Below are 25,270 nucleotides of genomic sequence, written 5' to 3'. Positions count from 1 at the left end.
GGTTAAACCTCATCCACAGAATGGCCAGCCAGCGCCCGGCGAATGGAAGCATCCATGCGGCGCGCGGCAAAATCTTGCGTAGTTGCATCTAATGTCTTGATCGCCGCTTCGATAGCAGCGGGATCGGTGCCCTGCACCGCCTGTTGCAAAGCCGCCACGGCGCTGTCGATTGCCAGGCGTTCCTCGCCGTCGAGTAGCGCTGCATCGGTCGCCAACGCGCCTTGCAGACTTTCCAGCACCCTTGACGCTTCAACCCGTTGTTCAGCCAGCATGCGCGCGCTGACATCGCTGTGCGCATGGGCCATCGAATCCTTGATCATGCCGGCAATTTCGGCGTCAGACAGCCCGTAGGACGGCTTGACCTGAATCGACGCCTCGACGCCGGTAGATTTTTCCATGGCGGTGACGCTCAGCAGCCCGTCGGCATCCACCTGGAAAGTGACGCGGATATGCGCGCCGCCGGCCGGTAACGGCGGCAGGCCACGCAGCGTAAAGCGGGCCAGCGAGCGACAGTCCTGCACCAGTTCGCGTTCGCCTTGCAGCACATGGATCATCATCGCGCTCTGGCCGTCTTTAAAGGTGGTAAACTCCTGCGCACGCGCCACCGGAATGGTGGTGTTACGCGGGATCACCTTCTCCACCAGACCGCCCATGGTTTCCAGCCCCAGCGACAGCGGGATCACGTCCAGCAGCAGCATTTCGCTGTCCGGCTTGTTGCCGACCAGAATATCCGCCTGAATCGCCGCGCCGATCGCCACCACTTTATCCGGATCGATCGAGGTCAGCGGCGTACGGCCAAAGAAGGCGCCGACCTGTTCGCGTACCAACGGCACGCGGGTCGAGCCGCCAACCATCACCACTTCCAGCACCTGGTCAGCCGTCACGCCGGCGTCTTTCAATGCCCGGCGGCAGGCCATCAGCGTACGCTTCACCAGCGTGGCGATCAGCGCTTCGAAGCGTTGACGACTCACCTCACCGCGCCAGCCGGCTACCTCAACGGCCACCGAATCGGCCTCGCTGAGGGCAATCTTGGCCTTGATGGCGGCGTCCAGCAGTTGGCGCTGCACACCGTGGTCACTGCGATCGGCAATGCCGGCCTGCTCGCGCAGCCAGTCCGCCAGCAGGTGGTCGAAATCATCGCCGCCGAGCGCGGAGTCGCCGCCGGTGGCCAACACTTCGAACACCCCGCGGCTCAAGCGCAGAATGGAAATATCAAAGGTACCGCCGCCCAGATCGTAAACCGCGATCACCCCTTCCTGCCCGGAGTCCAGGCCGTAGGCGATTGCTGCCGCCGTCGGCTCGTTGAGCAGACGCAGCACGTGCAGGCCGGCCAGACGCGCGGCGTCTTTGGTGCCCTGGCGCTGTGCGTCGTCGAAATAGGCAGGAACGGTGATCACCACGCCATCCAGCTCGCCGTCAAGCGCCTGCTGCGCGCGCGCGCCCAGCGCCTTGAGAATGTCGGCAGAGACGCCAACCGGGTTGAGCAGACCGCCTGCGGTAACCATCATCGGCAAGCCATTGTCGCTGGCCTGGAACTGGTACGGCAGGTTCGGGTAACGCTGCTGCACGTCGGCCAGAGAGCGGCCCATCATGCGTTTGACCGAACTGATGGTATTGGCCGGATCCTGCGCCGCCTGTGCGCGTGCCGCCCAGCCTACGCTGTGGCCAGCGGCAGCATAATGCACCACGGAAGGCAACAGATGGCGATTGTCGGCATCGGGCAGCGTTTCCGCCTGCCCGCTGCGCACCGTGGCAACCAGCGAATTGGTGGTGCCAAGATCGATGCCGGCAGCCAGACGCCGCTGGTGTGGCGCGGCGCTGAGGCCGGGCTCACTGATTTGTAATAAGGCCATATTGAGCTTCCAAAATGAAAAGAATTACTCAAAACCCAGCAGTTTTTCTTCGAGTTGTTCAACCTGTTGCTGGAGTTTGTCCAAGAAACGCAGTTTGCGTACCGTATCGGCGGCGTCGGTCCACTGCTGAGCGTCCAACTGCTGTACCATCTGCGCGCTGCGCTGCTGGCAGGCATCGTTCAGACGCCCGGCAAACGCCGCCAATGCGTTTTCGTCCGCCTGGCGTTCTATCGCATCGAGCTCTTCGCGCAGCTCCAGCTGTTCCATCAGGAAAGCGGTGTCGCGCAGGGTGTGCTGCTCGTTGCCCAAGTCAAAACCGTGCAAAGATAGCATATACTCCGCGCGTTTTAACGGGTGCTTCAGCGTTTGGTAGGCTTCATTGATGGTCGCCGCCTGCTGCAACGCCATCAGGCGTTCACGCTCTGGCTGGCTGGCAAAACGGTCGGGATGGAATTGGCGTTGCAGATCCTGATAGCGGGATGCAAGCAGGCTGCCGTCCACGGGATAGCGAACTGGCAGCCCGAATAAAGTAAAGTAATCCATAGCGTGCTCTGGGCGTTATCGTGATGGTTTAGGTTCCCCCGCGACGCGAGCGGGGGAGCATCTCATCAAACCGCAAGTGAGTAGCGGAGGAACACGATGGACTGTCAGACGTTAAAACTTTCGCCGCAGCCGCACTCGTTTGAGACATTCGGGTTGTTGAACTTGAAGCCTTCGTTCAGGCCTTCCTTAACGAAGTCAAGCTCGGTGCCGTCAAGGTAGACCAGGCTCTTGCCGTCAATGATCACCTTAACGCCTTTGTCTTCGAAAATGACATCATCGTCATTGGTTTCGTCAACAAATTCCAGCACATACGCCATCCCGGAACAACCAGAGGTACGCACCCCAAGGCGCAGGCCGAGACCTTTGCCGCGGTGGTCCAAAAATGCCTGGACGCGTTGCGCAGCGCTGTCGCTCATAGTAATCGACATAACAACCTCACACTCAATTACCCGCCTGGCTTAAGGCCGCCGCCAGTTTGGCCACGGCCCCGAGGTTCAACGGGTAGATAACTCAAAGATAATCACTTGGCGCCGTGCTTGCTCTTATAGTCGGCAATCGCTGCTTTGATGGCGTCTTCCGCCAGGATCGAGCAGTGGATCTTGACCGGTGGCAACTCCAGCTCTTCGGCAATCTGGGTATTCTTGATCGACTCGGCCTGCTCCAGGGATTTGCCCTTCATCCATTCAGTGACCAGCGAGCTGGACGCGATGGCGGAACCGCAGCCGTAGGTTTTGAAGCGTGCGTCTTCGATAATGCCGGCGTCGTTGACCTTGATCTGCAGTTTCATTACGTCACCACAGGCCGGTGCACCCACCATGCCGCTGCCTACGCTAGGATCTTCGTTATCAAAGGATCCCACGTTGCGCGGGTTTTCGTAGTGATCGATTACTTTTTCGCTGTAAGCCATGACTTTGCTCCTGAATCCGATGAATTAATGGTGTGACCATTCGATGCTGTTGATATCCACGCCCTGTTTGAACATCTCCCACAGCGGGGAAAGATCGCGCAGACGGCCGATGGAGTTGCGAACCAGCTGAATGGTGTAGTCGATCTCTTCTTCGGTGGTAAAACGCCCCAGAGAGAAGCGGATCGAGCTGTGTGCCAATTCATCGCTCATGCCCAACGCACGCAGCACATAGGAAGGTTCCAGGCTGGCAGAGGTACAGGCGGAGCCGGAGGAAACGGCCAGGTCTTTCAATGCCATGATCAGCGATTCACCTTCAACGTAGTTGAAGCTGACATTGAGGATATTAGGTGCACCCTGCTCCAGTGAGCCGTTCAGGTAGACTTCTTCCATATCCTTCACGCCGTTCCACAGACGGTCACGCAATACGCGCAGACGCGCCATTTCGCTGTCCATTTCTTCTTTGGCGATACGGTAGGCTTCGCCCATACCGACGATCTGGTGCACTGGCAGCGTACCGGAACGCATGCCGCGCTCGTGACCGCCACCATGGATTTGCGCTTCGATACGGATACGCGGCTTGCGGCGCACATACAGCGCACCAATGCCCTTCGGCCCGTAGATTTTGTGACCGGAGAAGGACATCAGGTCAACTTTCAGCTGGCTCAGATCGATAGGCAGTTTGCCCACGCTCTGAGTCGCATCAACGTGGTAGATGATACCGCGCGCACGGCACATTTCGCCGATGGTGGCGATATCCTGCACCACGCCGATTTCGTTGTTCACGTGCATGATGGACACCAGAATGGTGTCGTCGCGCATGGCGGCTTCGAGCTCTTTCAGATCGATGATGCCATTGCTCTGCGGCGCCAGGTAGGTAACTTCAAACCCTTCGCGCTCCAGCTGACGACAGGTGTCCAGCACGGCTTTATGTTCGGTTTTGCTGGTGATGACGTGCTTGCCTTTCTTTTGGTAGAAATTGGCAGCGCCTTTAATCGCCAGGTTGTCGGATTCGGTTGCCCCTGAAGTGAACACGATTTCGCGCGGGTCAGCGCCAACCAGTTCAGCAATTTGGTTACGGGCGATATCTACCGCTTCTTCCGCCTGCCACCCGAAACGGTGGGAACGGGAAGCCGGGTTACCGAAAGTACCGTCCAGGGTCAAAAACTGCATCATTTTCTCGGCAACGCGCGGATCGACCGGCGTCGTTGCTGAGTAGTCCAGATAAATCGGTAATTTCATTGCTCTTGTGCTCCGTACATCACTTCCAAAAACAAAAATACGTATCGCCAGCTGCTTATGCGCGCAGATTAACGTTAATGGTTTCTTGCAGACGACCGTTGGCCGTGCGGCGCGTATCGTTATTCTGACGGTCTGCCACATCCAGCACTTCCTGGTTGTTCACCAGTTCGGCCAGCGTAATGTTGTTCAAGAACCCGCTGATGCGCTCGCTCAGATCGCGCCACAGGGTGTGCGTCAGACAGCGATCGCCGCCCTGACAGCCTTCCTTGCCCTGACAACGGGTTGCATCTACCGATTCATCGACGGCAGTAATCACCGCGCCAACGGCGATTTCAGCCGCGTCTTTACCCAGCAGATAACCGCCGCCCGGGCCACGCACGCTGGCCACCAGGCCATTCTTGCGCAGACGGGAGAACAATTGTTCCAGATAAGAGAGCGAAATACCCTGACGTTCTGAAATATCCGCCAGAGGAACGGGCCCTTCCTGAGAATGCAATGCCACGTCGAGCATAGCGGTTACGGCATAACGGCCTTTGGATGTCAGTCTCATAGCTAAGTGGTTACCTGTTGGTGAAACATGGCCGAAAGTCTGACATTCCCGAGTAAATCAGTCAACTATTTAACCGAGTAATTTACTCAAGTATTAGCATTATTTGTACCGATTTATAACAAATGCATCTTGAATGCATGTTATATCCCACGGATTAATAATGCTATTGCCGCGTTGCCTGTCCACAGCGTCGCAATAATTACCCTGCTACTTGATCTGCTTATCGATCGACGTCAGCATGCCGCGCAGAATATTCAGCTCCTGCGCTTCCGGGCGCGCGCGGGTAAACAGGCGGCGCAGCCGACTCATGACCTGCCCTGGATGCGTTGGGCGGATAAAGCCGGTGGTCGACAGCGTTTGTTCCAGATGCTGATAAAAACGCTCAAGGTCGTCTACCAGCGGATAAGCCGCTTCTTGCGGCGCCGGCGGCGCGTCTGCCTGCTGACGTTCGAGGTACGCCACGCGCACGTCGTACGCCAGGATCTGAACCGCCATCGCCAGGTTCAGCGAGCTGTAATCCGGATTGGCCGGGATAGCGACATGATAATGGCATTTTTGCAGTTCGTCGTTGGTCAGACCCACGCGTTCGCGGCCGAAGACCAGCGCCACCGGCGCCTGTTCGCCCTCCTGCACCGCACGCACGCCGCATTCACGCGGTTCCAGCATCGGCCAGGGTAGCGTACGTGAACGTGCGCTGGTGCCGACCACCAGACTGCAGCCGGCAATGGCTTCATCAAAGGTATCGACGATGGTGGCATTACCAATGACGTCACTGGCGCCGGCGGCCAGCGCAATGGCCTGCGAATCGGGTTTTACCAGCGGATTGACCAGATAAAGGTTGGTCAGGCCCATGGTTTTCATGGCTCTGGCGGTCGAGCCCATGTTGCCGGTATGAGAGGTTTCTACCAGAACAATGCGAATATTGTGCAGCATACAAACTCTGAGCGTAGCGGAAAATCGTAGCATCTTAACACAGGATGAAGGACATTAGGTATTTTGCCGAACACCTGCTATACTCCGCGCCGTTTCCTGTTCTTTAACATCCTAGTTGGAAGATACCCATGCATCCGATGCTGACTATCGCCGTGCGCGCTGCGCGCAAGGCCGGTAACCTGATTGCCAAAAACTACGAGACCCCGGACGCCGTTGAAGCGAGCCAGAAAGGGACTAACGATTTCGTCACCAACGTCGATCGTGATGCAGAGCATCTGATCATTGACGTTATTCGCAAGTCTTACCCGCAACACACTATCATCAGCGAAGAACGCGGTGAGCTGGTCGGCGAAGATCAGGATGTACAATGGGTGATCGATCCACTGGATGGCACTTCAAACTTCATCAAACGTTTCCCGCATTTCTCCGTTTCCATTGCCGTGCGCATCAAAGGCCGCACCGAAGTGGCGGTGGTTTACGATCCAATGCGCAACGAACTGTTCACCGCGACTCGCGGCCAGGGCGCTCAGCTCAACGGTTTCCGCCTGCGTGGCACCAATGCCAAAGACCTGAATGGCACTATCCTGGCGACCGGTTTCCCGTTCAAACTCAAGCAACACGCGACCCCTTACATCAACGTCGTCGGCAAACTGTTCACCCAGTGTGCGGATTTCCGTCGTACCGGTTCTGCCGCACTGGATCTGGCTTACGTGGCTGCCGGCCGCGTTGACGGTTTCTTCGAAATCGGCCTGAAGCCGTGGGACTTCGCTGCTGGCGAACTGCTGGTGCGTGAATCCGGCGGTTTGGTCACCGACTTCGTTGGCGGTCATAACCACTTCAGCTCCGGCAACGTCGTTGCCGGCAATCCGCGCGTAGTGAAAGCCATGCTGTCCAGCATGCGTGAAGAATTGAGCGAAGCACTGAAACGTTAATATCGCCCGATGAGCTCAGCACGTCTGAGCCTGCTTTGACTATTGAAGCGCTGCTGTTGCAGCGCTTTTTTTATGCCCGTTAACGGGAGAAGGGGTGCACGCCGCTGCCGAATTCCGGCACCGCGCTGGCGTACAACAGAATGCCGGCAAACAGCAGAATCAACCCACCGGCCAGTGCCAGGGTTCCCCACGCCACCGCGCTCCAGGCGGCCGGCGTGCGCGTGCCGCTAATGCGCACCGCCAGACGACGGCTGTAATGCACCAGCAACGCCAGCAGTGAAATGGTTATCGAGGTGCCCAGCGCCATCGCCAGCGCGGAAAGCACGCCCCAGAAAAATACCCCGATCACTTTGGCAAACAGCAGCACCAATATCGCGCCGGAGCATGGCCGCATGCCCATCGCCAGTACGATCGCCAACTGGGTACGCCAGCCGCCGCCGGCCTGCAATTCACTGTCGCTCGGCAAATGACGATGGCCGCAACCGCATTCGGCGCTGTGCAGGTGATCGGCCGGCAACGGCTGCACGGCGCGAATACGCATCGCCGGCACCGGGCGCAACGCGCGGATCGCAGTAAACAGACGCCGCAGCGCACGCCAGCTCAACAGAACGCCAAGCAGCGCCACCAGCAGATAGCTGCCCTTTTCCAACCAGAAACTGCTTTGATGCAACTGGCGTGACGACAGCGCCAGCACTCCCAACACCAGCGTGACCAGACCAATCGCCACCAGCCCTTGCACCAGCGAAGCGGCAAAGGTTAACCGCAGGCTGCTTTTCAGTCGCGCCGGGTGTGTCGCCAGATAGGTGGAGATCACCACTTTGCCATGACCGGGGCCAAGGGCATGCAGCACGCCGTAACCGAGGCTGAACAGCACCAGCGCCATGCCGGCCTGCTGCGGCGCGGCGTTAACCTGTTGCAACAGGCCGGCCATGTGCTGATTCAGCGTTTTTTGCCACACCACGCTCTGCAGCAGAATTTGCGGCCAATAATGCCACACCAGCCGTGCGCCAAGCGCAAACAAGACGCTAAACAGCAGTAGCGGCCACAGGCTGAAGGCCCAGTGACGCCGGCGGCCGGCGGCGCTGCCGAGATTCATTGACATTGCAGGGTAATCCGTTGTGCGAACTGCTGACCGAGTTGCATGTCTTCTCCCGGAGAATCATTTTTATCGAGCGACAGCGCATACGCCTGCAGCGACGCATCCGGCTTCGGCGTCATCAGTTTGAATTGACATTGCTGCGCCATATCCGGCGGCAGATGGATAGCAGATTGATTTTTATAACTCATATCAACAAAGAAGGTCGGATCGTAGGTGGCGATGTCAAACGGTTTGCCCGCCAGCGGCTGCGCTTGTGCCAACGGCAGTACAAATTCCAGCACCGCATTATGGCCACGGCGCGAAAGGTGATATTCCGTTGGCAAATTCACGTATTTTACCGGCTTGCCGTCACGATAGATGTCGGTGAAATAATGCTGCCCGAGCACGTTGGCCATTACTTCAGCCGCCAGTTTCTTCCAGGTCACCGAATCGCTTTTGGCATTGCCCGCGTCGTACAGCAGATCCGCCGAGGTGATCTCATCCATAACCCACACCATTCTCAAACCGACCAATTGACGATCCTTGGCAATAAAGGTGGTGTTCATATCAATAAAGCTGTGCGGATGGGCGGTGGCTGTCACGCTGTACAACACCGTCAAACCAGCCAGCAGATTTCGTAGTTTTAGCATTAAGCGACACTCATTATTGTTATAAAGTAACACAACCTGGCGCAAAATTTCCGCTCAACGGCATAATAACTGTGACGAAAGTTGTAAGCCGAAGTAAAAGCAGGCGTACTGTCCACGTCACGGTAATGCCTTTTGCTATGCTTAGGCATAATTTTAACGTTACCTGCTAGAAGGTGATATGAGCCTGGACACCTCTCCTGTGCCTGAGCTCTCCGGTCAACAACGGCGCTGCCAACTGCTCTTGATGCTGTACGCACCGCTGCCCACAGTAAAACTGGAGACCCTCAGCCAAATCAACGGCGTCGAGCTCCCCATTACCCGGCAAGATATAGCCGAGGTCGCCAGCGAAATCCAGCGTTTCCACCATTTGGACATCGCTGGCAACCCCGACGATGGCTACCAGATTATGGGAAGCACGCTGAATAAGCGCCTGTGCCTGATTCACTGGCTGCGGCGTGCGCTACGTTGCTGTCCGCAGTTTGTCGAGAGCGCGTTCAGCCCGCCGTTGCTGCATGCGCTGGGGGCCGATGCCAAGTTGTCCACGGGTTTGCAGCGCGGCATTGATGACTGCAGCCGCTGGCTTGCTCGTGAACTCGACGCCCGAGATCGCCAATTCTTGCAGCACTACCTTTGCTACTGCCTGTGGGAAAGCGCCTGCCAGCGCCACCCAAAGTTCAACGATCGCCAACGTGCCTGGCTGCATCAGAAAGCAGAATCTCAGGCCGCAAACGCATTATCACAGACGCTGGTGGCGCTGTCTGCCGCTCCGCCGGATGACAGCGAGCAGGATTTTCTGGTGTTGCTGTTTACCATGTTAAAGAACCACAGTTACGAAAGCAGCGATTCCGCGGAAGATTTACGCCTGATGCGCGCCATTGAGCAGATGGTGGAGCGTTTTCAGCAGCTTTCCGGCATGAACTTCAGCAGCAAAAAAGATCTGATCAGCCATCTGTTTGCCCATCTGGCGCCCGCCGTCGAACGCTGTCAGTTTGCTATCGGCATCGACAATATGCTGCTGGACGAGGTGGTGCGTAAATACCCACGCCTGATGCGCACTACGCTGGAAGCGATGGCGCCGTTCGAACAGGAATACGACATTCATTTTTCGCGCGAGGAGGCCGGTCTGGTAGCCATCAGCTTCGGTGCATGGCTGATGCAAGGCAACGCATTGCAAGAGAAACAGGTGCTGCTGCTGACGCTGGACGATCCGCAGTTGGAAGAGGCGCTGGAGTACCAGATCCGCGAATTGACATTATTACCGTTAAATATCAAGTATCTGTCGCTAAGCGAGTTTCACGATTCCGGCGCGCCGCAGGGCGTGGCGCTGGTCATAACCCCCTACGCCACCCTGCCGCATGCGGCGCAACCACCGCTAATCCACACCGTCTTACCGCTGGAACGCGGACAGCGCAAAACTATCCGCGCATTGTTGGAATCACCTTAGCGAATGGCTGACCGCGGCGGCCGGTGGGCGGATAAACAACGCCGGCACCACGATCGCCGCCATCACCCAGAACACCCCGGCTTGCAGATGTTCGAACAGGAAACCGGCAATCACCGTCATCACCGCAATACCACCGCCCATCGCCAGCGCGGAATAAACCGCTTGCAGCCGGATCACCTCCGCTCCCTTGCGCGCGGCAATGAAACGCATCGCCGCCAGATGACAGACGGTAAAGGTGCCACAGTGCAACACCTGCACCAGCAGCAGCCAGCTAAGCTCAGTGGTCGAGGCCATCAACCCCCAGCGCAGTATGCCGCAGCAGGCAGACAGCAACAGCAGATTGCGGGCGTTCCAACGGCGGAACAGGATATTGCTGCTGGCAAAAATAATCACTTCTGCCACCACCCCCAACGACCAGAAGTAGCCGATGGCAGAGGCTGAATAGCCGGCTTCCTGCCAGTATATGGAGGCAAAACTGTAATAACCGGCATGCGCCCCCTGCAACAGGGTGACGCACAGCAAAAAACGCCAGACCGGCCCTTCGCTGAGCAGTTCACGCCAGGAACGGTGAGGCACCTCATGCGCGCGCGCCTCGCCTTGCGGCATGACGCTGGGTTTGAGCAACATGCCAAGCAGCATCGCCATCAGGCTGAAAATCAGGCTGAACAGGATGGCATTATGACCCCAGGCCGACACCAGTTGCCCGGTGAGCGCCGAACCAATGACGAACGCCAGTGAGCCCCATAGGCGCACTCGCCCATAATCCATGGAAATCTGTTTTTGCCAGGTGGCGGCTAATGCGTCAGTCAGCGGTACCAGCGGCGAGAAAAACAGGTTAAAACCGGCGATCACCAGCATTAGCCAGCCCCAGCCATTGCCAAAACAAAAGCCGACCGCAAAGGCCAGCGTCAACAACGCCAGGATGCGTAATGCGGTAACCAGATTCGACGGATCTTTAACCCGTGGAGCGATCAGTAAACTGCCAAGAAAACGTGCTACCAGTCCGGCCCCCAGCAACATGCCGATGGTATCGGGTTCCAGCCCTTCGCCTTTTAACCAAACGCCCCAGAACGGCAGGAAAATGCCATAAGAAAAGAAATAGGTGAAATAGCTGAGAGACAGCCAACGCGTTGATTGCAAAACCATGTTCCCTCCGGTGTGTGGGCGATACTTTGACAGAGCTCACATCGGCTAGCAATCATGATTCATATCCACCGAACCATAGTGTCGATCAGTTCACACTTTGCCGGATATCGGCGTAAAAAAACCCGCCGCAGCGGGTTTGGTTCATCCCAATGGAACTTATGCGTAAACCGGCAGGCGGGCGCAGATATCCAGGACTTTCTGTTTGGTGCGTTCGATAGTGGCTTCGTCGTTGATGTTGTCCAACACGTCGCACATCCAACCCGCCAGCTCGCGAACTTCCGCTTCCTTGAAGCCGCGACGGGTTACCGCCGGCGTACCGATACGAATACCGGAGGTCACGAACGGGCTCTTCGGATCGTTTGGCACGCTGTTCTTGTTAACGGTAATATTGGCGCGGCCGAGGGCTGCGTCCGCTTCTTTACCGGTCAGGTTTTTCTCCACCAGATCCAGCAGGAACAGGTGGTTGTGGGTGCCGCCGGAAACCACTTTGTAGCCGCGCTCCAGGAACACTTCGACCATCGCCTTGGCGTTGTTGGCCACCTGCTGCTGGTAAACCTTGAACTCGGGCTCCATGGCTTCTTTCAGCGCGACGGCCTTGCCGGCGATCACGTGCATCAGCGGGCCGCCCTGCCCACCCGGGAACACCGCGGAGTTCAGTTTCTTGTACAGATCTTCGTCGCCGCCTTTCGCCAGGATCAGGCCGCCACGCGGGCCAGCCAGCGTCTTGTGCGTGGTGGTGGTAACGATATGCGCGTGCGGCACCGGGTTCGGGTAGACGCCAGCGGCGATCAGACCGGCCACGTGCGCCATGTCAACGAACAGGTAAGCGCCGATGCTGTCAGCAATTTCACGCATTTTTGCCCAGTCGACCACGCCAGAATAGGCGGAGAAACCGCCGATGATCATCTTCGGTTTGTGCGTCTGTGCCTGCTTGGCCAGATCGTCATAGTCGATTTGGCCTTTTTCGTCGATGCCGTAAGGCACGACGTTATACAGTTTGCCGGACAGGTTGACCGGAGAGCCGTGGGTCAGGTGGCCGCCGTGCGCCAGGTTCATGCCCAGAATGGTGTCGCCCGGCTGCAGCAGCGCGGTGTAGACAGCAAAGTTGGCCTGAGAACCGGAGTGCGGCTGAACGTTGGCATAATCCGCACCGAACAGCTGCTTGGCGCGATCGATAGCCAGTTGTTCAACGATATCGACGTATTCGCAGCCGCCGTAGTAACGCTTGCCCGGGTAGCCTTCAGCGTATTTGTTGGTCAACTGGGAACCCTGAGCCTGCATGACGCGCGGGCTGGTGTAGTTCTCAGAGGCAATCAGCTCGATGTGCTCTTCCTGACGCACCACTTCTTGCTCCATTGCGCGCCACAGTTCGGCATCGTAATCGGCAATGTTCATTTCACGCTTTAACATCCGGCTTCTCCTGACTTGAATCCCGCTAACTAAAAAATCACCAAATAACTACCCGTTTGGGTTCTGGGCAACAGTGTAAACTGTTTTCACCTGTCGAAGATAGGTCTTGACAGAGGTTTTTACGCAAACGATTGGCTTTAGCTGCGACAAGGCTTTGATCCACCAAATGCGCCCGTTATTCAACGGACATTTCCTCATGCCGCCAATGCGTTTTTTTCATGTTCTGTGAAGCCGATCGGTGATTAACAAACACATAACAAAAAAGCGGGTATTTACAAGCCTGACGCAACCTTATAAGATGCATTTAAAATGCATCATTATATAAAATCGGAACATAGCACAAAGGAGTGCCACCATGCTGGATAGCCAAACCATCGCCACCGTAAAGTCCACCATCCCCCTGCTCGCCGCCACCGGGCCAAAGCTGACCGCGCATTTCTACGATCGCATGTTCGCCCATAACCCTGAGCTGAAGGATATCTTCAATATGAGCAACCAGCGCAACGGCGATCAGCGCCAGGCGCTGTTTGATGCCATCTGCGCCTATGCCGGCAATATTGAAAATCTGGCGGCGCTGCTGCCTGCGGTTGAGCGTATTGCGCAAAAACACGCCAGCTTCAACATTCAGCCAGAACAGTATCAGATTGTCGGGACACATCTGTTGGCAACGCTGGACGAAATGTTCAGCCCGGGACAGGAAGTGCTGGACGCATGGGGTAAGGCTTACGGCGTATTGGCCAACGTATTTATCCAGCGTGAAGGCCAGATTTATCAGGAAAGTGCTACCGGAGACGGCGGCTGGCGCGATCGCCGCGCTTTCCGCATCGTGAAAAAACAGCCACAGAGTGAGGCAATCAGCAGTTTTATTCTGGCGCCGGTCGACGGTGGCCGCGTGGTTGACTTCAAGCCGGGCCAATATCTGGCGGTGTATATCAACCACCACAGCATTGAACACCAGGAAATACGTCAGTATTCACTGACCGCCGCCCCTAACGGCGAATTTTATCGCATCGCGGTAAAACGCGAACAGCACGGCATCGTGTCCAACTTCCTGCATCAGCAGGCAAAAGAAGGCGATGTGATTGAGATAGCACCGCCGCACGGCGACTTCTTCCTCGACGTTTCACCGTCGACGCCGGTGGCGCTGATTTCCGGCGGCGTTGGCCAAACGCCGATGCTTGGCATGCTTAACGCGTTGTACAACAATCAGCACCAGGCTGAGATACATTGGCTACACGCGGCGGAAAACGGCCGCGTCCACGCTTTTGCCGACGAGGTTGCCGACCTTGCAACACGGATGCCGAAGCTGAGTCGGCATGTGTGGTATAGCCAACCGAGCGAGAACGACGTTGAAGGCCGTGATTACCAATCACGCGGCCTGATGGATCTTGGCACCGTTCGCGCTTCGCTCGATAACCCGTTGATGCATTACTACTTCTGCGGCCCGGTGGCGTTTATGCAATTTGTCGCGCAACAGTTACTGGCAATGGGCGTTAACGTCGAGCGCATTCACTATGAATGCTTCGGCCCGCACAAGGTGCTGTAACTACCGCGCAATACAATAAAAAACGGGCCGACGTGGCCCGTTTTTTTATGCCGGAAGGGGTGACTTAAATGGCCTCTTCGTCCTGCTCGCCGGTACGGATACGCACCACCCGCGCCACGTCAAACACGAAGATCTTGCCGTCGCCAATTTTGCCGGTCTGCGCAGTTTGCATGATGGTTTCAACGCAGGTATCGACAATATCGTCGGCCACCACAATCTCGATTTTCACCTTGGGCAGGAAGTCGACCATATATTCCGCGCCGCGATACAGTTCGGTATGCCCCTTCTGCCGGCCAAAGCCTTTAACTTCGGTCACGGTCATGCCGGTAATGCCGACTTCAGCCAGCGCTTCACGCACGTCATCCAGTTTGAACGGCTTGATAATAGCGTCGATCTTTTTCATCTCGTTTCCTCGCGCCTATCCACTAGGCTGTTTTCTGGTCATTTTGCGCCAGGGCAGTGCTCGGACGTCTCACGTACTGCCTGTACGCTGTGGCCCTGCGCGCTGCCCGTACCCAAACTGACGGCGACAATGACGCCTAGTGAATAGGCGCTTCAATTACCAATTTTTGCGGCCAAAGCCGGAGGTGATCGGATAGCGACGATCCTTGCCGAAGTTCCGGGCGGTGATGCGCGGCCCGACGGCGGCCTGACGACGCTTGTATTCGTTGATGTCCACCAGGCGGATCACTTTGCGCACGATCGCTTCATCGAAACCGGCGGCGACCAGATCGACCACCGACATATCGCGTTCGACGTAACCTTCCAGAATGGCATCTAAAATATCATAAGGCGGCAGGCTGTCCTGATCGACCTGATCCGGCGCCAGCTCGGCGGACGGCGGACGATCAATCACCCGCTGCGGGATCACATACGACACGGTATTACGGTATTCCGATAGCTTGAACACCAGGGTTTTCGGTACATCCTTCAATACGTCGAAGCCGCCAGCCATATCACCGTACAGCGTGGCGTAACCCACCGCCATTTCGCTCTTGTTGCCGGTGGTCAGCACGATGCTGCGCCGTTTGTTCGACAATGCCATCAGCACCACGCCGCGGCAGCGCGCCTGCAGGTTTTCTTCGGTGGTATCGCGTTCGGTGCCGGCAAACATCGGCGCCAATTGGCCCATAAAGGCGTCAAACATCGGCTCGATGGAAACAACGTCAAACTCGACGCCGAGTATCTCGGCTTCTTCCTTGGCGTCGGCAATGCTGATATCCGCGGTATAGCGGAACGGCATCATCAGCGCCTGCACTTTTTCCTTACCCAGCGCATCCACCGCAATCGCCAGCGTCAAGGCCGAATCGATGCCCCCCGACAGGCCCAGTACCGCGCCTTTGAAACCGTTCTTGTTGACGTAGTCGCGCACCGCCAGCACCAGCGCTTCGTAGATTTGCGCCAGCTGCGGCAATTCGGCGGCAGGCGCAGTCATTGGCACCACTTCACGCTCGTTGAACTGCAACAACGTCACCTGTTCGGCAAACGCTGCCAGGCGGTGGGTCATATTGCCTGCGGCATCAAAGACCTTTGAGCAACCGTCGAAAATCAGTTCGTCCTGCCCGCCGATCTGGTTCAGGTACACCAGCGGCAGATTGGTGCGCCGGCAGTGGCCGGCCATCAGCGTCTTGCGGATATACGGCTTTTCCCGGTTATAAGGCGAGGCGTTAATCGACAGGACAATTTCAGCGCCGGCGGCTTTCGCCGCGTCAATCGGCTCGGGGAACCACAGGTCTTCACAAATCAGCAGACCGAGACGGTAGCCTTTCAGCTCCACCACGCAGCTTTCCTGCCCGGCGTGGAAATAGCGTTTTTCGTCAAACACGCCATAGTTCGGCAACTGCTGCTTGAAGTAACGCGCCCGCAGCTCGCCGTCGGCGAACAGCGACAACGCATTGTATAACTTGTCGCCTTCCCGCCACGGATGGCCCACCAGGATCGCGACCTCGCCCGACGCCTGTTGCAGGCGGTTAAGCTGCAGGTCGCAGCGCTGATAGAAATCGTCACGATACAGCAGGTCTTCCGGTGGGTAACCGGACAGCGCCAGTTCGGTGAACATAACCAGATCGGCTCCCGCCTTCTGCTGTTCCTGCACGATTTGCAACATGCGCTCGCTGTTGCCTTCAATATCGCCCACCAGCAAATTCAGCTGGGCTAACGCAATGGAAAGTGATCTGCTCATATTTCTATGGTCTGTTTCCAGGTCATGTGTTGCGAACCTGCCGAAGCACGTTCAGGAAAAAACATCATTCTTTAAAATCGTTGGCGTCAAGTTCATGACGCGATAACAACTTATAAAACTCGGTGCGATTGCGGCCTGCCATGCGCGCAGCCTGGGTCACGTTGCCCTTGGTAATTTGCAATAGCTTGCGCAGGTAATGCAATTCAAACTGGTTGCGCGCCTCGACAAAGGTCGGCAACGCGGTGTTTTCGCCTTCCAGCGCCTGCTCCACCAACGCTTCGCCGATCACCGGCGCCGAGGTCAATGCCACGCACTGTTCAATCACGTTGACCAGTTGCCGCACATTGCCCGGCCAACTGGCGGTCATCAGGCGTTTCATCGCATCGGTAGAGAAACTGCGCACGAACGGTTTGTGTCGTTTGGCCGACTCTCTCAGCAGATGATTGGCCAGCAGTGGGATATCCTCGGCACGTTCGTTCAACGCCGGAATTTTCAGGTTCACTACGTTCAGACGGTAGTACAAATCTTCACGAAATTCATTCTTCGCCATCGCTTTCTGTAAATCGCGATGGGTGGCGGAAATGATGCGTACGTCGATATCCAGATCGCGGTTGCTGCCCAGCGGCCGTACCTTGCGCTCCTGCAGCACCCGCAGCAGTTTGACCTGCAGCGACAGCGGCATATCGCCGATTTCGTCGAGGAACAGCGTGCCGCCGGCCGCCGCCTGGAATAGCCCTTCTCTGCTGCTGACCGCGCCGGTAAAGGCCCCTTTGGCATGACCAAACAGTTCCGATTCCAACAGCTGTTCCGGCAGCGCGCCGCAGTTGATGGCGATAAAGGTTTTCTTGGCCCGTGGGCTGGCGCCGTGAATCGCCTGCGCCAGCACTTCCTTGCCGGTGCCGCTCTGGCCATTAATCAGCACGCTGACATCTGACTGCGCCACCATTTTCGCCTGCTCCAACAGACGCAGCATGATCGGGCTACGAGTGACGATGGCTTCACGCCAGCTTTCGTCACCGGCCGGTTTTGACAGCGACAGCGCATCGTCGATGGCTTTATACAGCGCATCGCGATCGACCGGCTTGGTCAGGAAGCTGAACACCCCCTGCTGGGTTGCCGCGACGGCATCGGGGATAGAACCATGGGCGGTGAGAATGATCACCGGCATGCCCGGTTGATGCTTCTGGATTTCGGCAAACAGCGCCATACCGTCCATTTCATCCATACGCAGGTCGCTGATGACCATGTCGATTTTTTCACGCGCCAATAGGCGCAGCGCTTCCTGGCCGCTTTCAGCGGTGGTGACATGGAAACCTTCGCTGGTCAGGCGCATCCCCAGCAGCTTCAACAGGCTGGGATCATCGTCAACCAATAATAAATTGGCCGGTTTGCGGGCTGTCATTGCGCTTTAGGCTCCTTATTGGCAGGTGGCGGCGCATAAGTGTCTTCCGGTTCAACCGGCAGCGCGGTGCCCTTTTCCGTTGCGCCTTCCGGCTCGGCCGGTTTGGCCGTAGCGCTCGGCTTGGCCTGACTGGCGGCATTATCGGGGATCTCACCCTGCATTTGCTTACGGGAAGAGAGTTGACGCTCGATATCCGTCAGGTTTTCCAACTTGCGTGAGGTGTCCTGCAGTTGGCTTTGCAGCCGAGCCTGGCTTTGGCGCAGCGTATCAATCTGGCTGTCGGTTGCCTCTTGCAGATGCTGATAGCGGGCTCGTTCATCGAACAGCGAAATTTGCAGCACCTGCTGTTGACGCCACAATTGCAGCAGCGGCCGCAGCGTACTCGGGAAGTCCAGGCGGTAGTGGTTCAGACGATCGATCATCTGGCGACGTTCCGCCGACGTCGGTTCGGCGCTGCCCAACAGGATGCTTTGCTTGAACATGCCATCCCAGGCGGTGCCGGGAAGGGTTTTTGCCAGGGTACGTGCCTGGGTGGAACCGATCCGATCGGCACAGTCCATGGCACGCAGCCAGTATAGGGAATTGTCCAGCGCATCCTTGTCGTTGAGCTGCCACAGGGTATCGCACGGTGCGATACGGTAGTCGACAACTTTGCTATCAGGAATCGCTTCCTGCTGCTGCGGCTCGAGACCGCTGCTGACGGCGCGATCGGCGCAGCCGGCTAACAAAAACGGGGCAAAAAGAAGCGTGCCCAGAAAAGAAAGTGGACGCTTGCCGAGCGGTGCGCGCGCAGTAGCACGCGGGGAACGTTCGATCTGGGTCAGACGAGCGCGTTGTGGCCATATGTACATTATTTATTCATTCTCGGCGGTTAATGGCAATTCAATTCGGAAGCAGACATCAGCGTCATCGACGTTGACCAACTGCAATTCGCCGCGCATCCGGCGGATACAATCTTGTGCGATACTCAGGCCGAGCCCGCTTCCTTTTACCGCCCCTTTCCGCTGCTGACTACCTTGGAAAAAAGGCTCGAAAATCATGGTTTGTTCGGTTTCGGGGATTGGCGTGCCAGTGTTGGCGACGTCAATCTGCACCCGTTGCCCAATTTGGCGGCTACGAATCCAAATGTTACCGGATTCCTTGCCGTAGTGCACCGCATTGGAATAGAGATTATCCAGCACGCGCATTAATAGCGTAGGCTCTGCCCAGCAAATTTCGGCATCAAGCTGTATGTCGGTGCGGATCATCTTGGCTCTCGCCGGCAGACTATGGGCCGCCACCACCATCTCGACCATCTCGCTCAGCTCGACGTTTTCATGCTCGGCCGGCCCATCCGCCAGCTTACGATTGTAGTCGAGCAATTGCTCGATCAACTGCTGCAGATGGCGACTGCTGTGATCGAGAATGGTCACCACTTCTTTTTGATCGGAGGTCAGCGGCCCCGCCACTTCGTCCGCCAACAGTTCGGTGCCTTCACGCATGCTGGCCAACGGCGTTTTCAGTTCATGGGAAATATGGCGCAGGAACTCATGACGCTGCGATTCCAGCCATGCCAGCCGCTCGCTCAGCCAGATGATCCGCTGTGCCAACGAGCGCAGTTCGCGCGGCCCTTTGAACGATGCCGCCGAGCCCAGCGCACGGCCTTCGCCCAGGCGGTTAATCATCTGCTCAACCGCCTTTACCGGCCCAATAATCATGCGGGTGAACAGCACCACCAACAGCACGCTGACCAGAAACAGCAACAGCGCCTGCCAGCCGAAAAACTGCCCGCGTTCGGCAATCGCCTGCTGCAGTTGCTGACCGCGCGAGTACACCACTGCACGCGTCGCCTGCACCATTTCGGCATTGGAACGCGAGAACGACTCCAGCAGGGTCGAGGTTTCTTTATCGGGGCCGCTGCTTTGGCATTTGATGGTCGCCAGTTGCGTCAGCAGATCGCGCAACGTCTGATAATAGCGTTCATCCGGCAGGATCGGGGCATGGGCATCAAGCATTTGAGAATATTGTTTGCGCTGATTTTGATACAGGCGTTCCAGCGTCGGGTCAACCAGCACACAATACTGACGATAGCTGCGCTCCATTTCCAGCGCCACGCTGGTCATCGCCTCACTGCGGCGGGCATCCACCAGCGTGGTGCGGTTGATATCGGCCGCCTGCGAGCTGAGATGATTCAGACTTTGATAGGCTTGATATGCCAATACCAGCAATGGCAGTAACACCAGCAGAAACGCCATCAGCACCAATTGGCGCAGCGAGCGGGGGAATAAACGCCATCTTTTCAACGAAATCATCTCATTGTCCCTTATCTGCCCTGATGCTAACCGAGTCGCCGGCAAGAAAAAAGCCTGTAGGTGGATAATCCTGCATGCACGGCGCAAAATGGATTGCAATGCAAAACAGCGCCAGGCAACGCGCCACACCGCTTTCACGCAGGTAAATCGGTAAACAGGGGGATTGCAGGGCGGCAAACAGACGGACGTAAGAAGAGGACTGGAGCAGTGACGTTGGGGCAAAACTGCCCCATCGCAAGGAATATGTGGATGCCCTTAAGCCTCGTCCCCAGGGTGATGTAGCCCGCAGGCTGGCATCGAATGGGACGAATAGCATCCAGATGTATCCGATATTGATGAACGTTTCATCACAGTTGGATACAGGCGGTGCCTCACTCCACGTGTCGCCCGATGCTTGATAAAGTCGCTTGCGCGTCTGTTATCGGTTTGGTTGGACGATAGGCACCATTTCTTTGGCATCATTCGGAGGCTTATGAGGCATGGATTCGGTTTATTTACCGGCCATCATAAAAAGTTGAATGAGCAACTGACAAGTATCATGCATTATGTGTGCCAACTTTTCAAATATTTTTATATCCAACTGATTTAAAACGATTTATTAACAAACATCCTTATTTAAAGGGTGTTTTCACCCGGCAATGCTGTGCGTAAATTCACCAGGCTGTCGCCAAAACACGACAACCTAAGTCAATTTATTTACTATCATTATAAATCAATAGGTTAGATGTCACCTTTTAGCGACATCCTTAATAAGGTTTGTCGCGAATAACCGACAGTCTGCAATTTTGGCGAGAATCAGCAGATTAAGCGCGACTGGCGAGTTTACTGGCCGGTACCTTGCCGCATCGAACAAGCCGAGAGAGGACGTCTGGTGACGCCGACAGCTCAGCCACTCCGCCGCGATAAGCTGGGGTCTGGGGTCTGGGGTCTGGGGTCTGGTTGCACATTTTAACTGGAGGAACCGACACCCAGGCATCCATTGGCCAAGGTGTCGGTAACCGGGGCCGGGAACGGCCCCTGAGACATTAACCCAGTTGCTGGCGCGCATTGCGGAACATGCGCATCCACGGGCTGTCTTCACCCCACTCTTCCGGGTGCCAGGAGTTGCTGACGGTACGGAATACCCGCTCCGGATGCGGCATCATCACCGTCGCACGCCCGCTGGCGCTGGTCACAGCGGTAATGCCGTTTGGCGAGCCGTTCGGGTTGGCCGGGTAGGCTTCCGTGACCTGGCCGGCATTGTTGACGAAGCGCAATGCCACCAGTCCCTGACTTTCCAACGCGGCCAAATGCGCCGCATCACGGACTTCAACATGCCCTTCGCCATGCGACACCGCAATCGGCATCCGCGAACCGGCCATGCCCTGCATAAACAGCGACGGGCTGGCCGCCACTTCGACCAGGCTAAAGCGTGCTTCGAAGCGATCCGACAGGTTGCGTACGAAGCGCGGCCACTGTTCGGCACCGGGGATCAGCTCACGCAGGTTGGACATCATCTGGCAGCCGTTACACACGCCCAGCGCCAGCGTCTGCGGACGGTGGAAGAAAGCTTCAAACTCGTCACGTACGCGCGGGTTGAACAGAATCGACTTCGCCCAGCCCTCGCCAGCACCCAGTACGTCACCATATGAGAAACCACCACAGGCTACCAGCGTATGGAAGTCCTGCAGATCGCGACGCCCCGTCAGCAAATCGCTCATATGCACGTCGATGGCGTCAAAACCTGCGCGGTGGAACGCCGCCGCCATTTCAACGTGGGAGTTGACGCCCTGCTCACGCAGCACCGCGACTTTCGGCCGCGCGCCCTTGGCAATATAAGGTGCCGCGATGTCCTCTTGCGGCGCAAACGTCAATTTGACGTTCAGCCCCGGATCGCGTTCATCCTGTTTGGCCTGATGTTCCTGATCGGCACAGTCAGGGTTATCGCGCAGGCGTTGCATTTGCCAGGTGGTTTCCGCCCACCAGGTGCGCAGCGTGCTGCGGCTTTCGCTATAGACCGGTTTATCGCCCTGGGTTATGACGAAGCGATCGCCAGCCTGAACCCGGCCGATATGATGCACATTGTCGCTCAGGCCATGCTGGGCAAAAATCTGTTGCACCGCAGCCCGGCGTTCGGCGCTGACCTGAATCACCGCCCCCAGTTCTTCATTGAACAGCGCCGCCAGCGCATCCGCGCCCAGCGCCTGGATATCCACCGCCACGCCGCAGTGACCGGCAAAGGCCATTTCCGCCAGCGTGACCAGCAAACCGCCATCGGAACGGTCGTGGTAAGCCAGCAACGCACGATCCGCTACCAGCTGTTGCATCGCATTGAAGAAACCGGCCAGTTGCTCAGCGCTGCGCACGTCCGCCGGTTGGTCGCCCAACTGGCGGTAAACCTGCGCCAGTGCGGTTGCCCCCAGCGCGTTGTGGCCGTTACCGAGGTCAATCAGCAACAGCTCGGTGTCGCCCTGGTCGGTACGCAGCTGTGGCGTCACGGTATGGCGAACGTCTTCTACCCGGGCAAAGGCGGTGATCACCAGCGACAGCGGTGAGGTCATCTCGCGTTGCTCATTACCTTCCTGCCAGCGGGTTTTCATCGACATCGAATCTTTCCCCACCGGGATCGTGATGCCCAACGCCGGACACAGTTCCTCGCCCACCGCTTTTACCGCCTCATACAGGCCGGCATCTTCCCCTGGGTGGCCGGCTGCAGCCATCCAGTTGGCGGAAAGCTTCACGCGTTTGAGGGAGCCAATGTTCGTCGCCGCCAGGTTGGTCAGCGCTTCGCCCACCGCCAGACGGCCCGAAGCGGCAAAGTTCAGCAGCGCCACCGGCGCACGTTCGCCAAGAGACATCGCTTCACCATAGTAGCTGTCGAGGCTGGCGGTGGTTACCGCGCAATCTGCCACCGGGATCTGCCATGGGCCTACCATCTGATCGCGCGCCACCATACCGGTCACGGTACGGTCGCCAATGGTGATCAGGAAGGTTTTCTCTGCAACAGCCGGCAAGTGCAGCACGCGTTTCACCGCGTCAGCCACGCTGATACCGTCGCGCAGCACCGGCTCGCCCTTGGCCTGCAGACGCGTGACGTCGCGGGTCATTTTTGGCGTTTTGCCAAGCAGCACGTCCAGCGGCATATCGATCGGCTGGTTATCAAAATGATCATCGTTCAGCGTCAGGTGGCGTTCTTCGGTTGCTTCGCCGATCACCGCGTACGGCGCACGTTCACGGCGGCAAATTTCGTCAAACTGCGCCATCTGTGCCGGCGCAATCGCCATGACATAGCGTTCCTGCGATTCGTTACACCACACTTCCAGCGGGCTCATGCCCGGCTCATCGTTAAGGATGTCACGCAGTTCGAAACGGCCACCGCGGCCGCCGTCGCTCACCAGTTCCGGCATGGCGTTGGACAGACCGCCAGCGCCCACGTCGTGGATAAACAGAATCGGGTTGTCGGCGCCCAGTTGCCAGCAACGGTCGATGACCTCTTGGCAACGACGCTCCATTTCCGGGTTGTCACGCTGTACCGAGGCAAAATCCAGATCGGCGTCGGATTGGCCGGAATCCATTGACGATGCCGCACCGCCGCCCAGACCGATATTCATTGCCGGGCCACCCAGTACCACCAGCTTGGCGCCAACGGTAATTTCGCCTTTCTGCACGTGATCGGCGCGAATATTGCCGATACCGCCCGCCAGCATGATTGGCTTGTGGTAGCCACGCAGTTCAACGCCGTTGTGGCTATTGACCTGTTCTTCATAGGTACGGAAGTAACCGAGCAGCGCCGGACGGCCGAATTCGTTATTAAACGCCGCCCCGCCCAGTGGGCCTTCAGTCATGATATCCAATGCGCTGACGATGCGATCCGGCTTGCCGAAATCCTGTTCCCACGGCTGTTCAAAACCAGGAATGCGCAGGTTGGACACCGAGAAGCCCACCAGACCGGCCTTCGGCTTGGCACCCCGGCCGGTGGCACCCTCGTCACGGATTTCGCCGCCGGAACCGGTGGCAGCGCCCGGCCAAGGAGAAATCGCCGTCGGGTGGTTATGGGTTTCAACCTTCATCAGAATGTGCGTATCTTCCTGATGATAATCATATTGGCCGTTTTGCGGCGCAGCGAAGAAGCGCCCGACCTGCGAGCCTTCCATCACCGCGGCGTTGTCTTTATACGCTGACAGCACGTAGTCCGGCGTATGTTCGAAGGTGTTTTTGATCATCTTGAACAGCGATTTAGGCTGCTGTTCGCCGTCTATGATCCAGTCGGCGTTGAAAATCTTGTGGCGACAGTGCTCAGAGTTGGCCTGTGCAAACATATACAGTTCGATGTCCGTCGGGTTGCGCCCCAAACCGGTAAATGCATTCAGCAGGTAGTCAATTTCGTCCTGGGCCAGCGCCAGGCCCAGTTTGACATTCGCCTTTTCCAGCGCACTGCGTCCTTCCCCCAGCACGTCCACCGCCTGATACGGCGCTGGCTGGTGGTGAGCAAACAGTTTTTCCGCCTGTTGCAGATCGCTGAACACGGTTTCCATCATGCGATCGTGCAGCAATGCGGCCAGTTGCTGCCATTGCGCTTCGCTCAACGCCGGCGCCGTGACGTAAAACGCCAGACCGCGCTCCAGGCGTTCAACCTGCGACAAGCCGCAGTTATGGGCAATGTCGGTGGCTTTGGATGACCAGGGGGAAATGGTGCCCGGACGCGGCGTTACCAACAGCAGGCGTCCCTCCGGAGCGTGTTCGGCGAGAGAAGGACCGTACTTGAGCAAGCGCGTGAGCTTGCCATGTTCTTCGGCACTTAGCGGTGCGCTAACATCGGCAAAGTGGACGTACTCGGCATAGATATCACTGACCGGAAGTTGTGCGTCCTGGCAGCGGGACAGCAGTTTGGTAACACGAAAAGCCGACAAAGCGGGCGAACCACGCAGTATTTCCATAATCAAAGTTCTCTCGTCTTCGAAGCCACTGACTCCAGTGCTTCATTGGGCGCAACAGGGGAAAACGCGCGCTATTATAGAGAATCCACGCCGCCGACGAAACCGTTTGCGTGGCGATAATTGATAAATCGTATTCTTACCGACGAATTGTCATAACATGCCAATAAAGTTGCACGCTGGCGTTTTGTTACGCAAAATGCCCCGATACTGTTGATATAACCATACCAAAAAACCCTTTCCGGCCTGCG

At 57.2% G+C, this 25,270-nt stretch carries 20 protein-coding genes; 3 read left to right on the top strand and 17 right to left on the bottom strand.

The genetic code is table 11. The annotated features are described in order from the left end of the window. Window positions 1-2: 2 nt before the first annotated feature. From hscA to trmJ, 7 genes are all read right to left on the bottom strand, one after another. Complete coding sequence (hscA, locus tag ACCC84_RS16955) at window positions 3-1,853, bottom strand: Fe-S protein assembly chaperone HscA (RefSeq protein ID WP_004959640.1); 1,851 nt, start codon at window positions 1,851-1,853, stop codon at window positions 3-5. A 24-nt stretch (window positions 1,854-1,877) separates the two neighbouring features. Further along, the gene (gene hscB / locus ACCC84_RS16950; protein WP_004959639.1) at window positions 1,878-2,396 is read right to left on the bottom strand and encodes a co-chaperone HscB; all 519 of its coding nucleotides are present in this window, start codon (window positions 2,394-2,396) and stop codon (window positions 1,878-1,880) included. A gap of 104 nt (window positions 2,397-2,500) precedes the next feature. Further along, window positions 2,501-2,824 (bottom strand): iron-sulfur cluster assembly protein IscA, encoded by a 324-nt coding sequence (iscA, locus tag ACCC84_RS16945; RefSeq protein ID WP_004959636.1) that lies wholly within the window; start codon window positions 2,822-2,824, stop codon window positions 2,501-2,503. Window positions 2,825-2,916: 92 nt separating this feature from the next. Further along, a complete protein-coding gene (gene iscU / locus ACCC84_RS16940; protein WP_004959632.1) occupies window positions 2,917-3,303 on the bottom strand; it encodes a Fe-S cluster assembly scaffold IscU in 387 nt (128 codons plus the stop codon). 24 nt (window positions 3,304-3,327) lie between these two features. Beyond that, the gene (gene iscS, locus ACCC84_RS16935) at window positions 3,328-4,542 is read right to left on the bottom strand and encodes a cysteine desulfurase (protein WP_004959628.1); all 1,215 of its coding nucleotides are present in this window, start codon (window positions 4,540-4,542) and stop codon (window positions 3,328-3,330) included. Between the two features lie 55 nt (window positions 4,543-4,597). After that, complete coding sequence (iscR, locus tag ACCC84_RS16930; RefSeq protein WP_039991839.1) at window positions 4,598-5,092, bottom strand: Fe-S cluster assembly transcriptional regulator IscR; 495 nt, start codon at window positions 5,090-5,092, stop codon at window positions 4,598-4,600. A gap of 207 nt (window positions 5,093-5,299) precedes the next feature. Further along, entirely contained in the window at window positions 5,300-6,025 is a 726-nt protein-coding gene (gene trmJ / locus ACCC84_RS16925) for a tRNA (cytosine(32)/uridine(32)-2'-O)-methyltransferase TrmJ (RefSeq protein ID WP_004959622.1), read from the bottom strand. Window positions 6,026-6,153: 128 nt separating this feature from the next. Here trmJ and suhB point away from each other — a divergent pair, with 128 nt between their 5' ends. After that, on the top strand, window positions 6,154-6,957 hold the full coding sequence (gene suhB, locus ACCC84_RS16920; RefSeq protein WP_039991838.1) for an inositol-1-monophosphatase: 804 nt from the start codon (window positions 6,154-6,156) through the stop codon (window positions 6,955-6,957). 79 nt (window positions 6,958-7,036) lie between these two features. On the opposite strand, the gene ACCC84_RS16915 is transcribed toward suhB, so the two are convergent. Together ACCC84_RS16915 and ACCC84_RS16910 are read right to left on the bottom strand one after the other, a co-directional pair. Further along, a complete protein-coding gene (locus ACCC84_RS16915) occupies window positions 7,037-8,059 on the bottom strand; it encodes a nickel/cobalt transporter (RefSeq protein WP_371902081.1) in 1,023 nt (340 codons plus the stop codon). Beyond that, a complete protein-coding gene (locus tag ACCC84_RS16910) occupies window positions 8,050-8,685 on the bottom strand; it encodes a DUF1007 family protein (protein WP_004959614.1) in 636 nt (211 codons plus the stop codon). The genes ACCC84_RS16915 and ACCC84_RS16910 overlap by 10 nt, the downstream gene beginning before the upstream one ends. A gap of 178 nt (window positions 8,686-8,863) precedes the next feature. Between ACCC84_RS16910 and csiE the strand changes: the two genes are divergently transcribed. Further along, window positions 8,864-10,129: a stationary phase inducible protein CsiE gene (gene csiE / locus ACCC84_RS16905; protein WP_198774096.1), complete on the top strand. Its 1,266-nt coding sequence runs from the start codon at window positions 8,864-8,866 to the stop codon at window positions 10,127-10,129. Here the strand turns inward: csiE and ACCC84_RS16900 are convergent. Further along, a complete protein-coding gene (locus ACCC84_RS16900) occupies window positions 10,121-11,275 on the bottom strand; it encodes a 3-phenylpropionate MFS transporter (protein WP_004959612.1) in 1,155 nt (384 codons plus the stop codon). The two genes, csiE and ACCC84_RS16900, sit on opposite strands and share 9 nt — an antisense overlap. A gap of 156 nt (window positions 11,276-11,431) precedes the next feature. Beyond that, a complete protein-coding gene (gene glyA / locus ACCC84_RS16895; RefSeq protein ID WP_004959609.1) occupies window positions 11,432-12,685 on the bottom strand; it encodes a serine hydroxymethyltransferase in 1,254 nt (417 codons plus the stop codon). Window positions 12,686-13,040: 355 nt separating this feature from the next. Between glyA and hmpA the strand changes: the two genes are divergently transcribed. Further along, on the top strand, window positions 13,041-14,231 hold the full coding sequence (gene hmpA, locus ACCC84_RS16890; RefSeq protein WP_004959606.1) for an NO-inducible flavohemoprotein: 1,191 nt from the start codon (window positions 13,041-13,043) through the stop codon (window positions 14,229-14,231). 64 nt (window positions 14,232-14,295) lie between these two features. Here hmpA and glnB read toward each other — a convergent pair whose 3' ends face one another. The 6 genes from glnB to purL form a co-directional block, all read right to left on the bottom strand. Beyond that, window positions 14,296-14,634: a nitrogen regulatory protein P-II gene (gene glnB, locus ACCC84_RS16885; RefSeq protein WP_004847623.1), complete on the bottom strand. Its 339-nt coding sequence runs from the start codon at window positions 14,632-14,634 to the stop codon at window positions 14,296-14,298. 156 nt (window positions 14,635-14,790) lie between these two features. Then, on the bottom strand, window positions 14,791-16,413 hold the full coding sequence (locus ACCC84_RS16880; protein ID WP_004959602.1) for an NAD+ synthase: 1,623 nt from the start codon (window positions 16,411-16,413) through the stop codon (window positions 14,791-14,793). 64 nt (window positions 16,414-16,477) lie between these two features. Next, window positions 16,478-17,815 (bottom strand): two-component system response regulator GlrR, encoded by a 1,338-nt coding sequence (gene glrR, locus ACCC84_RS16875; RefSeq protein WP_004959600.1) that lies wholly within the window; start codon window positions 17,813-17,815, stop codon window positions 16,478-16,480. Continuing rightward, window positions 17,812-18,666 carry a two-component system QseEF-associated lipoprotein QseG gene (qseG, locus tag ACCC84_RS16870; RefSeq protein ID WP_004959597.1) on the bottom strand — a complete coding sequence of 285 codons (855 nt, stop codon included), beginning with the start codon at window positions 18,664-18,666 and terminating at the stop codon, window positions 17,812-17,814. The genes glrR and qseG overlap by 4 nt, the downstream gene beginning before the upstream one ends. A gap of 3 nt (window positions 18,667-18,669) precedes the next feature. Then, a complete protein-coding gene (locus ACCC84_RS16865; RefSeq protein ID WP_004959594.1) occupies window positions 18,670-20,106 on the bottom strand; it encodes a sensor histidine kinase in 1,437 nt (478 codons plus the stop codon). Window positions 20,107-21,131: 1,025 nt separating this feature from the next. Further along, on the bottom strand, window positions 21,132-25,022 hold the full coding sequence (gene purL, locus ACCC84_RS16860; protein ID WP_371902080.1) for a phosphoribosylformylglycinamidine synthase: 3,891 nt from the start codon (window positions 25,020-25,022) through the stop codon (window positions 21,132-21,134). Between the last annotated feature and the right edge of the window lie 248 nt (window positions 25,023-25,270).

The sequence above is a fragment of the Serratia odorifera genome (genome assembly GCF_041448735.1).
Classification (GTDB): Bacteria; Pseudomonadota; Gammaproteobacteria; order Enterobacterales; family Enterobacteriaceae; genus Serratia_F; species Serratia_F odorifera.
This window is presented reverse-complemented; position numbering and strand designations above follow the sequence as displayed.

Coding starts and splice junctions, on each gene's coding strand:
- hscB (WP_004959639.1), bottom strand. CDS start 2,396: ATGGATTACTTTACTTTATTCGGGCTGCCAGTTCGCTATCCCGTGGAC.
- purL (WP_371902080.1), bottom strand. CDS start 25,022: ATGGAAATACTGCGTGGTTCGCCCGCTTTGTCGGCTTTTCGTGTTACC.
- glyA (WP_004959609.1), bottom strand. CDS start 12,685: ATGTTAAAGCGTGAAATGAACATTGCCGATTACGATGCCGAACTGTGG.
- ACCC84_RS16900 (WP_004959612.1), bottom strand. CDS start 11,275: ATGGTTTTGCAATCAACGCGTTGGCTGTCTCTCAGCTATTTCACCTAT.
- iscU (WP_004959632.1), bottom strand. CDS start 3,303: ATGGCTTACAGCGAAAAAGTAATCGATCACTACGAAAACCCGCGCAAC.
- ACCC84_RS16880 (WP_004959602.1), bottom strand. CDS start 16,413: ATGAGCAGATCACTTTCCATTGCGTTAGCCCAGCTGAATTTGCTGGTG.
- trmJ (WP_004959622.1), bottom strand. CDS start 6,025: ATGCTGCACAATATTCGCATTGTTCTGGTAGAAACCTCTCATACCGGC.
- iscR (WP_039991839.1), bottom strand. CDS start 5,092: ATGAGACTGACATCCAAAGGCCGTTATGCCGTAACCGCTATGCTCGAC.
- suhB (WP_039991838.1), top strand. CDS start 6,154: ATGCATCCGATGCTGACTATCGCCGTGCGCGCTGCGCGCAAGGCCGGT.
- ACCC84_RS16910 (WP_004959614.1), bottom strand. CDS start 8,685: ATGCTAAAACTACGAAATCTGCTGGCTGGTTTGACGGTGTTGTACAGC.
- iscS (WP_004959628.1), bottom strand. CDS start 4,542: ATGAAATTACCGATTTATCTGGACTACTCAGCAACGACGCCGGTCGAT.
- iscA (WP_004959636.1), bottom strand. CDS start 2,824: ATGTCGATTACTATGAGCGACAGCGCTGCGCAACGCGTCCAGGCATTT.
- ACCC84_RS16865 (WP_004959594.1), bottom strand. CDS start 20,106: ATGATTTCGTTGAAAAGATGGCGTTTATTCCCCCGCTCGCTGCGCCAA.
- ACCC84_RS16915 (WP_371902081.1), bottom strand. CDS start 8,059: ATGTCAATGAATCTCGGCAGCGCCGCCGGCCGCCGGCGTCACTGGGCC.
- hscA (WP_004959640.1), bottom strand. CDS start 1,853: ATGGCCTTATTACAAATCAGTGAGCCCGGCCTCAGCGCCGCGCCACAC.
- hmpA (WP_004959606.1), top strand. CDS start 13,041: ATGCTGGATAGCCAAACCATCGCCACCGTAAAGTCCACCATCCCCCTG.
- glrR (WP_004959600.1), bottom strand. CDS start 17,815: ATGACAGCCCGCAAACCGGCCAATTTATTATTGGTTGACGATGATCCC.
- csiE (WP_198774096.1), top strand. CDS start 8,864: ATGAGCCTGGACACCTCTCCTGTGCCTGAGCTCTCCGGTCAACAACGG.
- glnB (WP_004847623.1), bottom strand. CDS start 14,634: ATGAAAAAGATCGACGCTATTATCAAGCCGTTCAAACTGGATGACGTG.
- qseG (WP_004959597.1), bottom strand. CDS start 18,666: ATGTACATATGGCCACAACGCGCTCGTCTGACCCAGATCGAACGTTCC.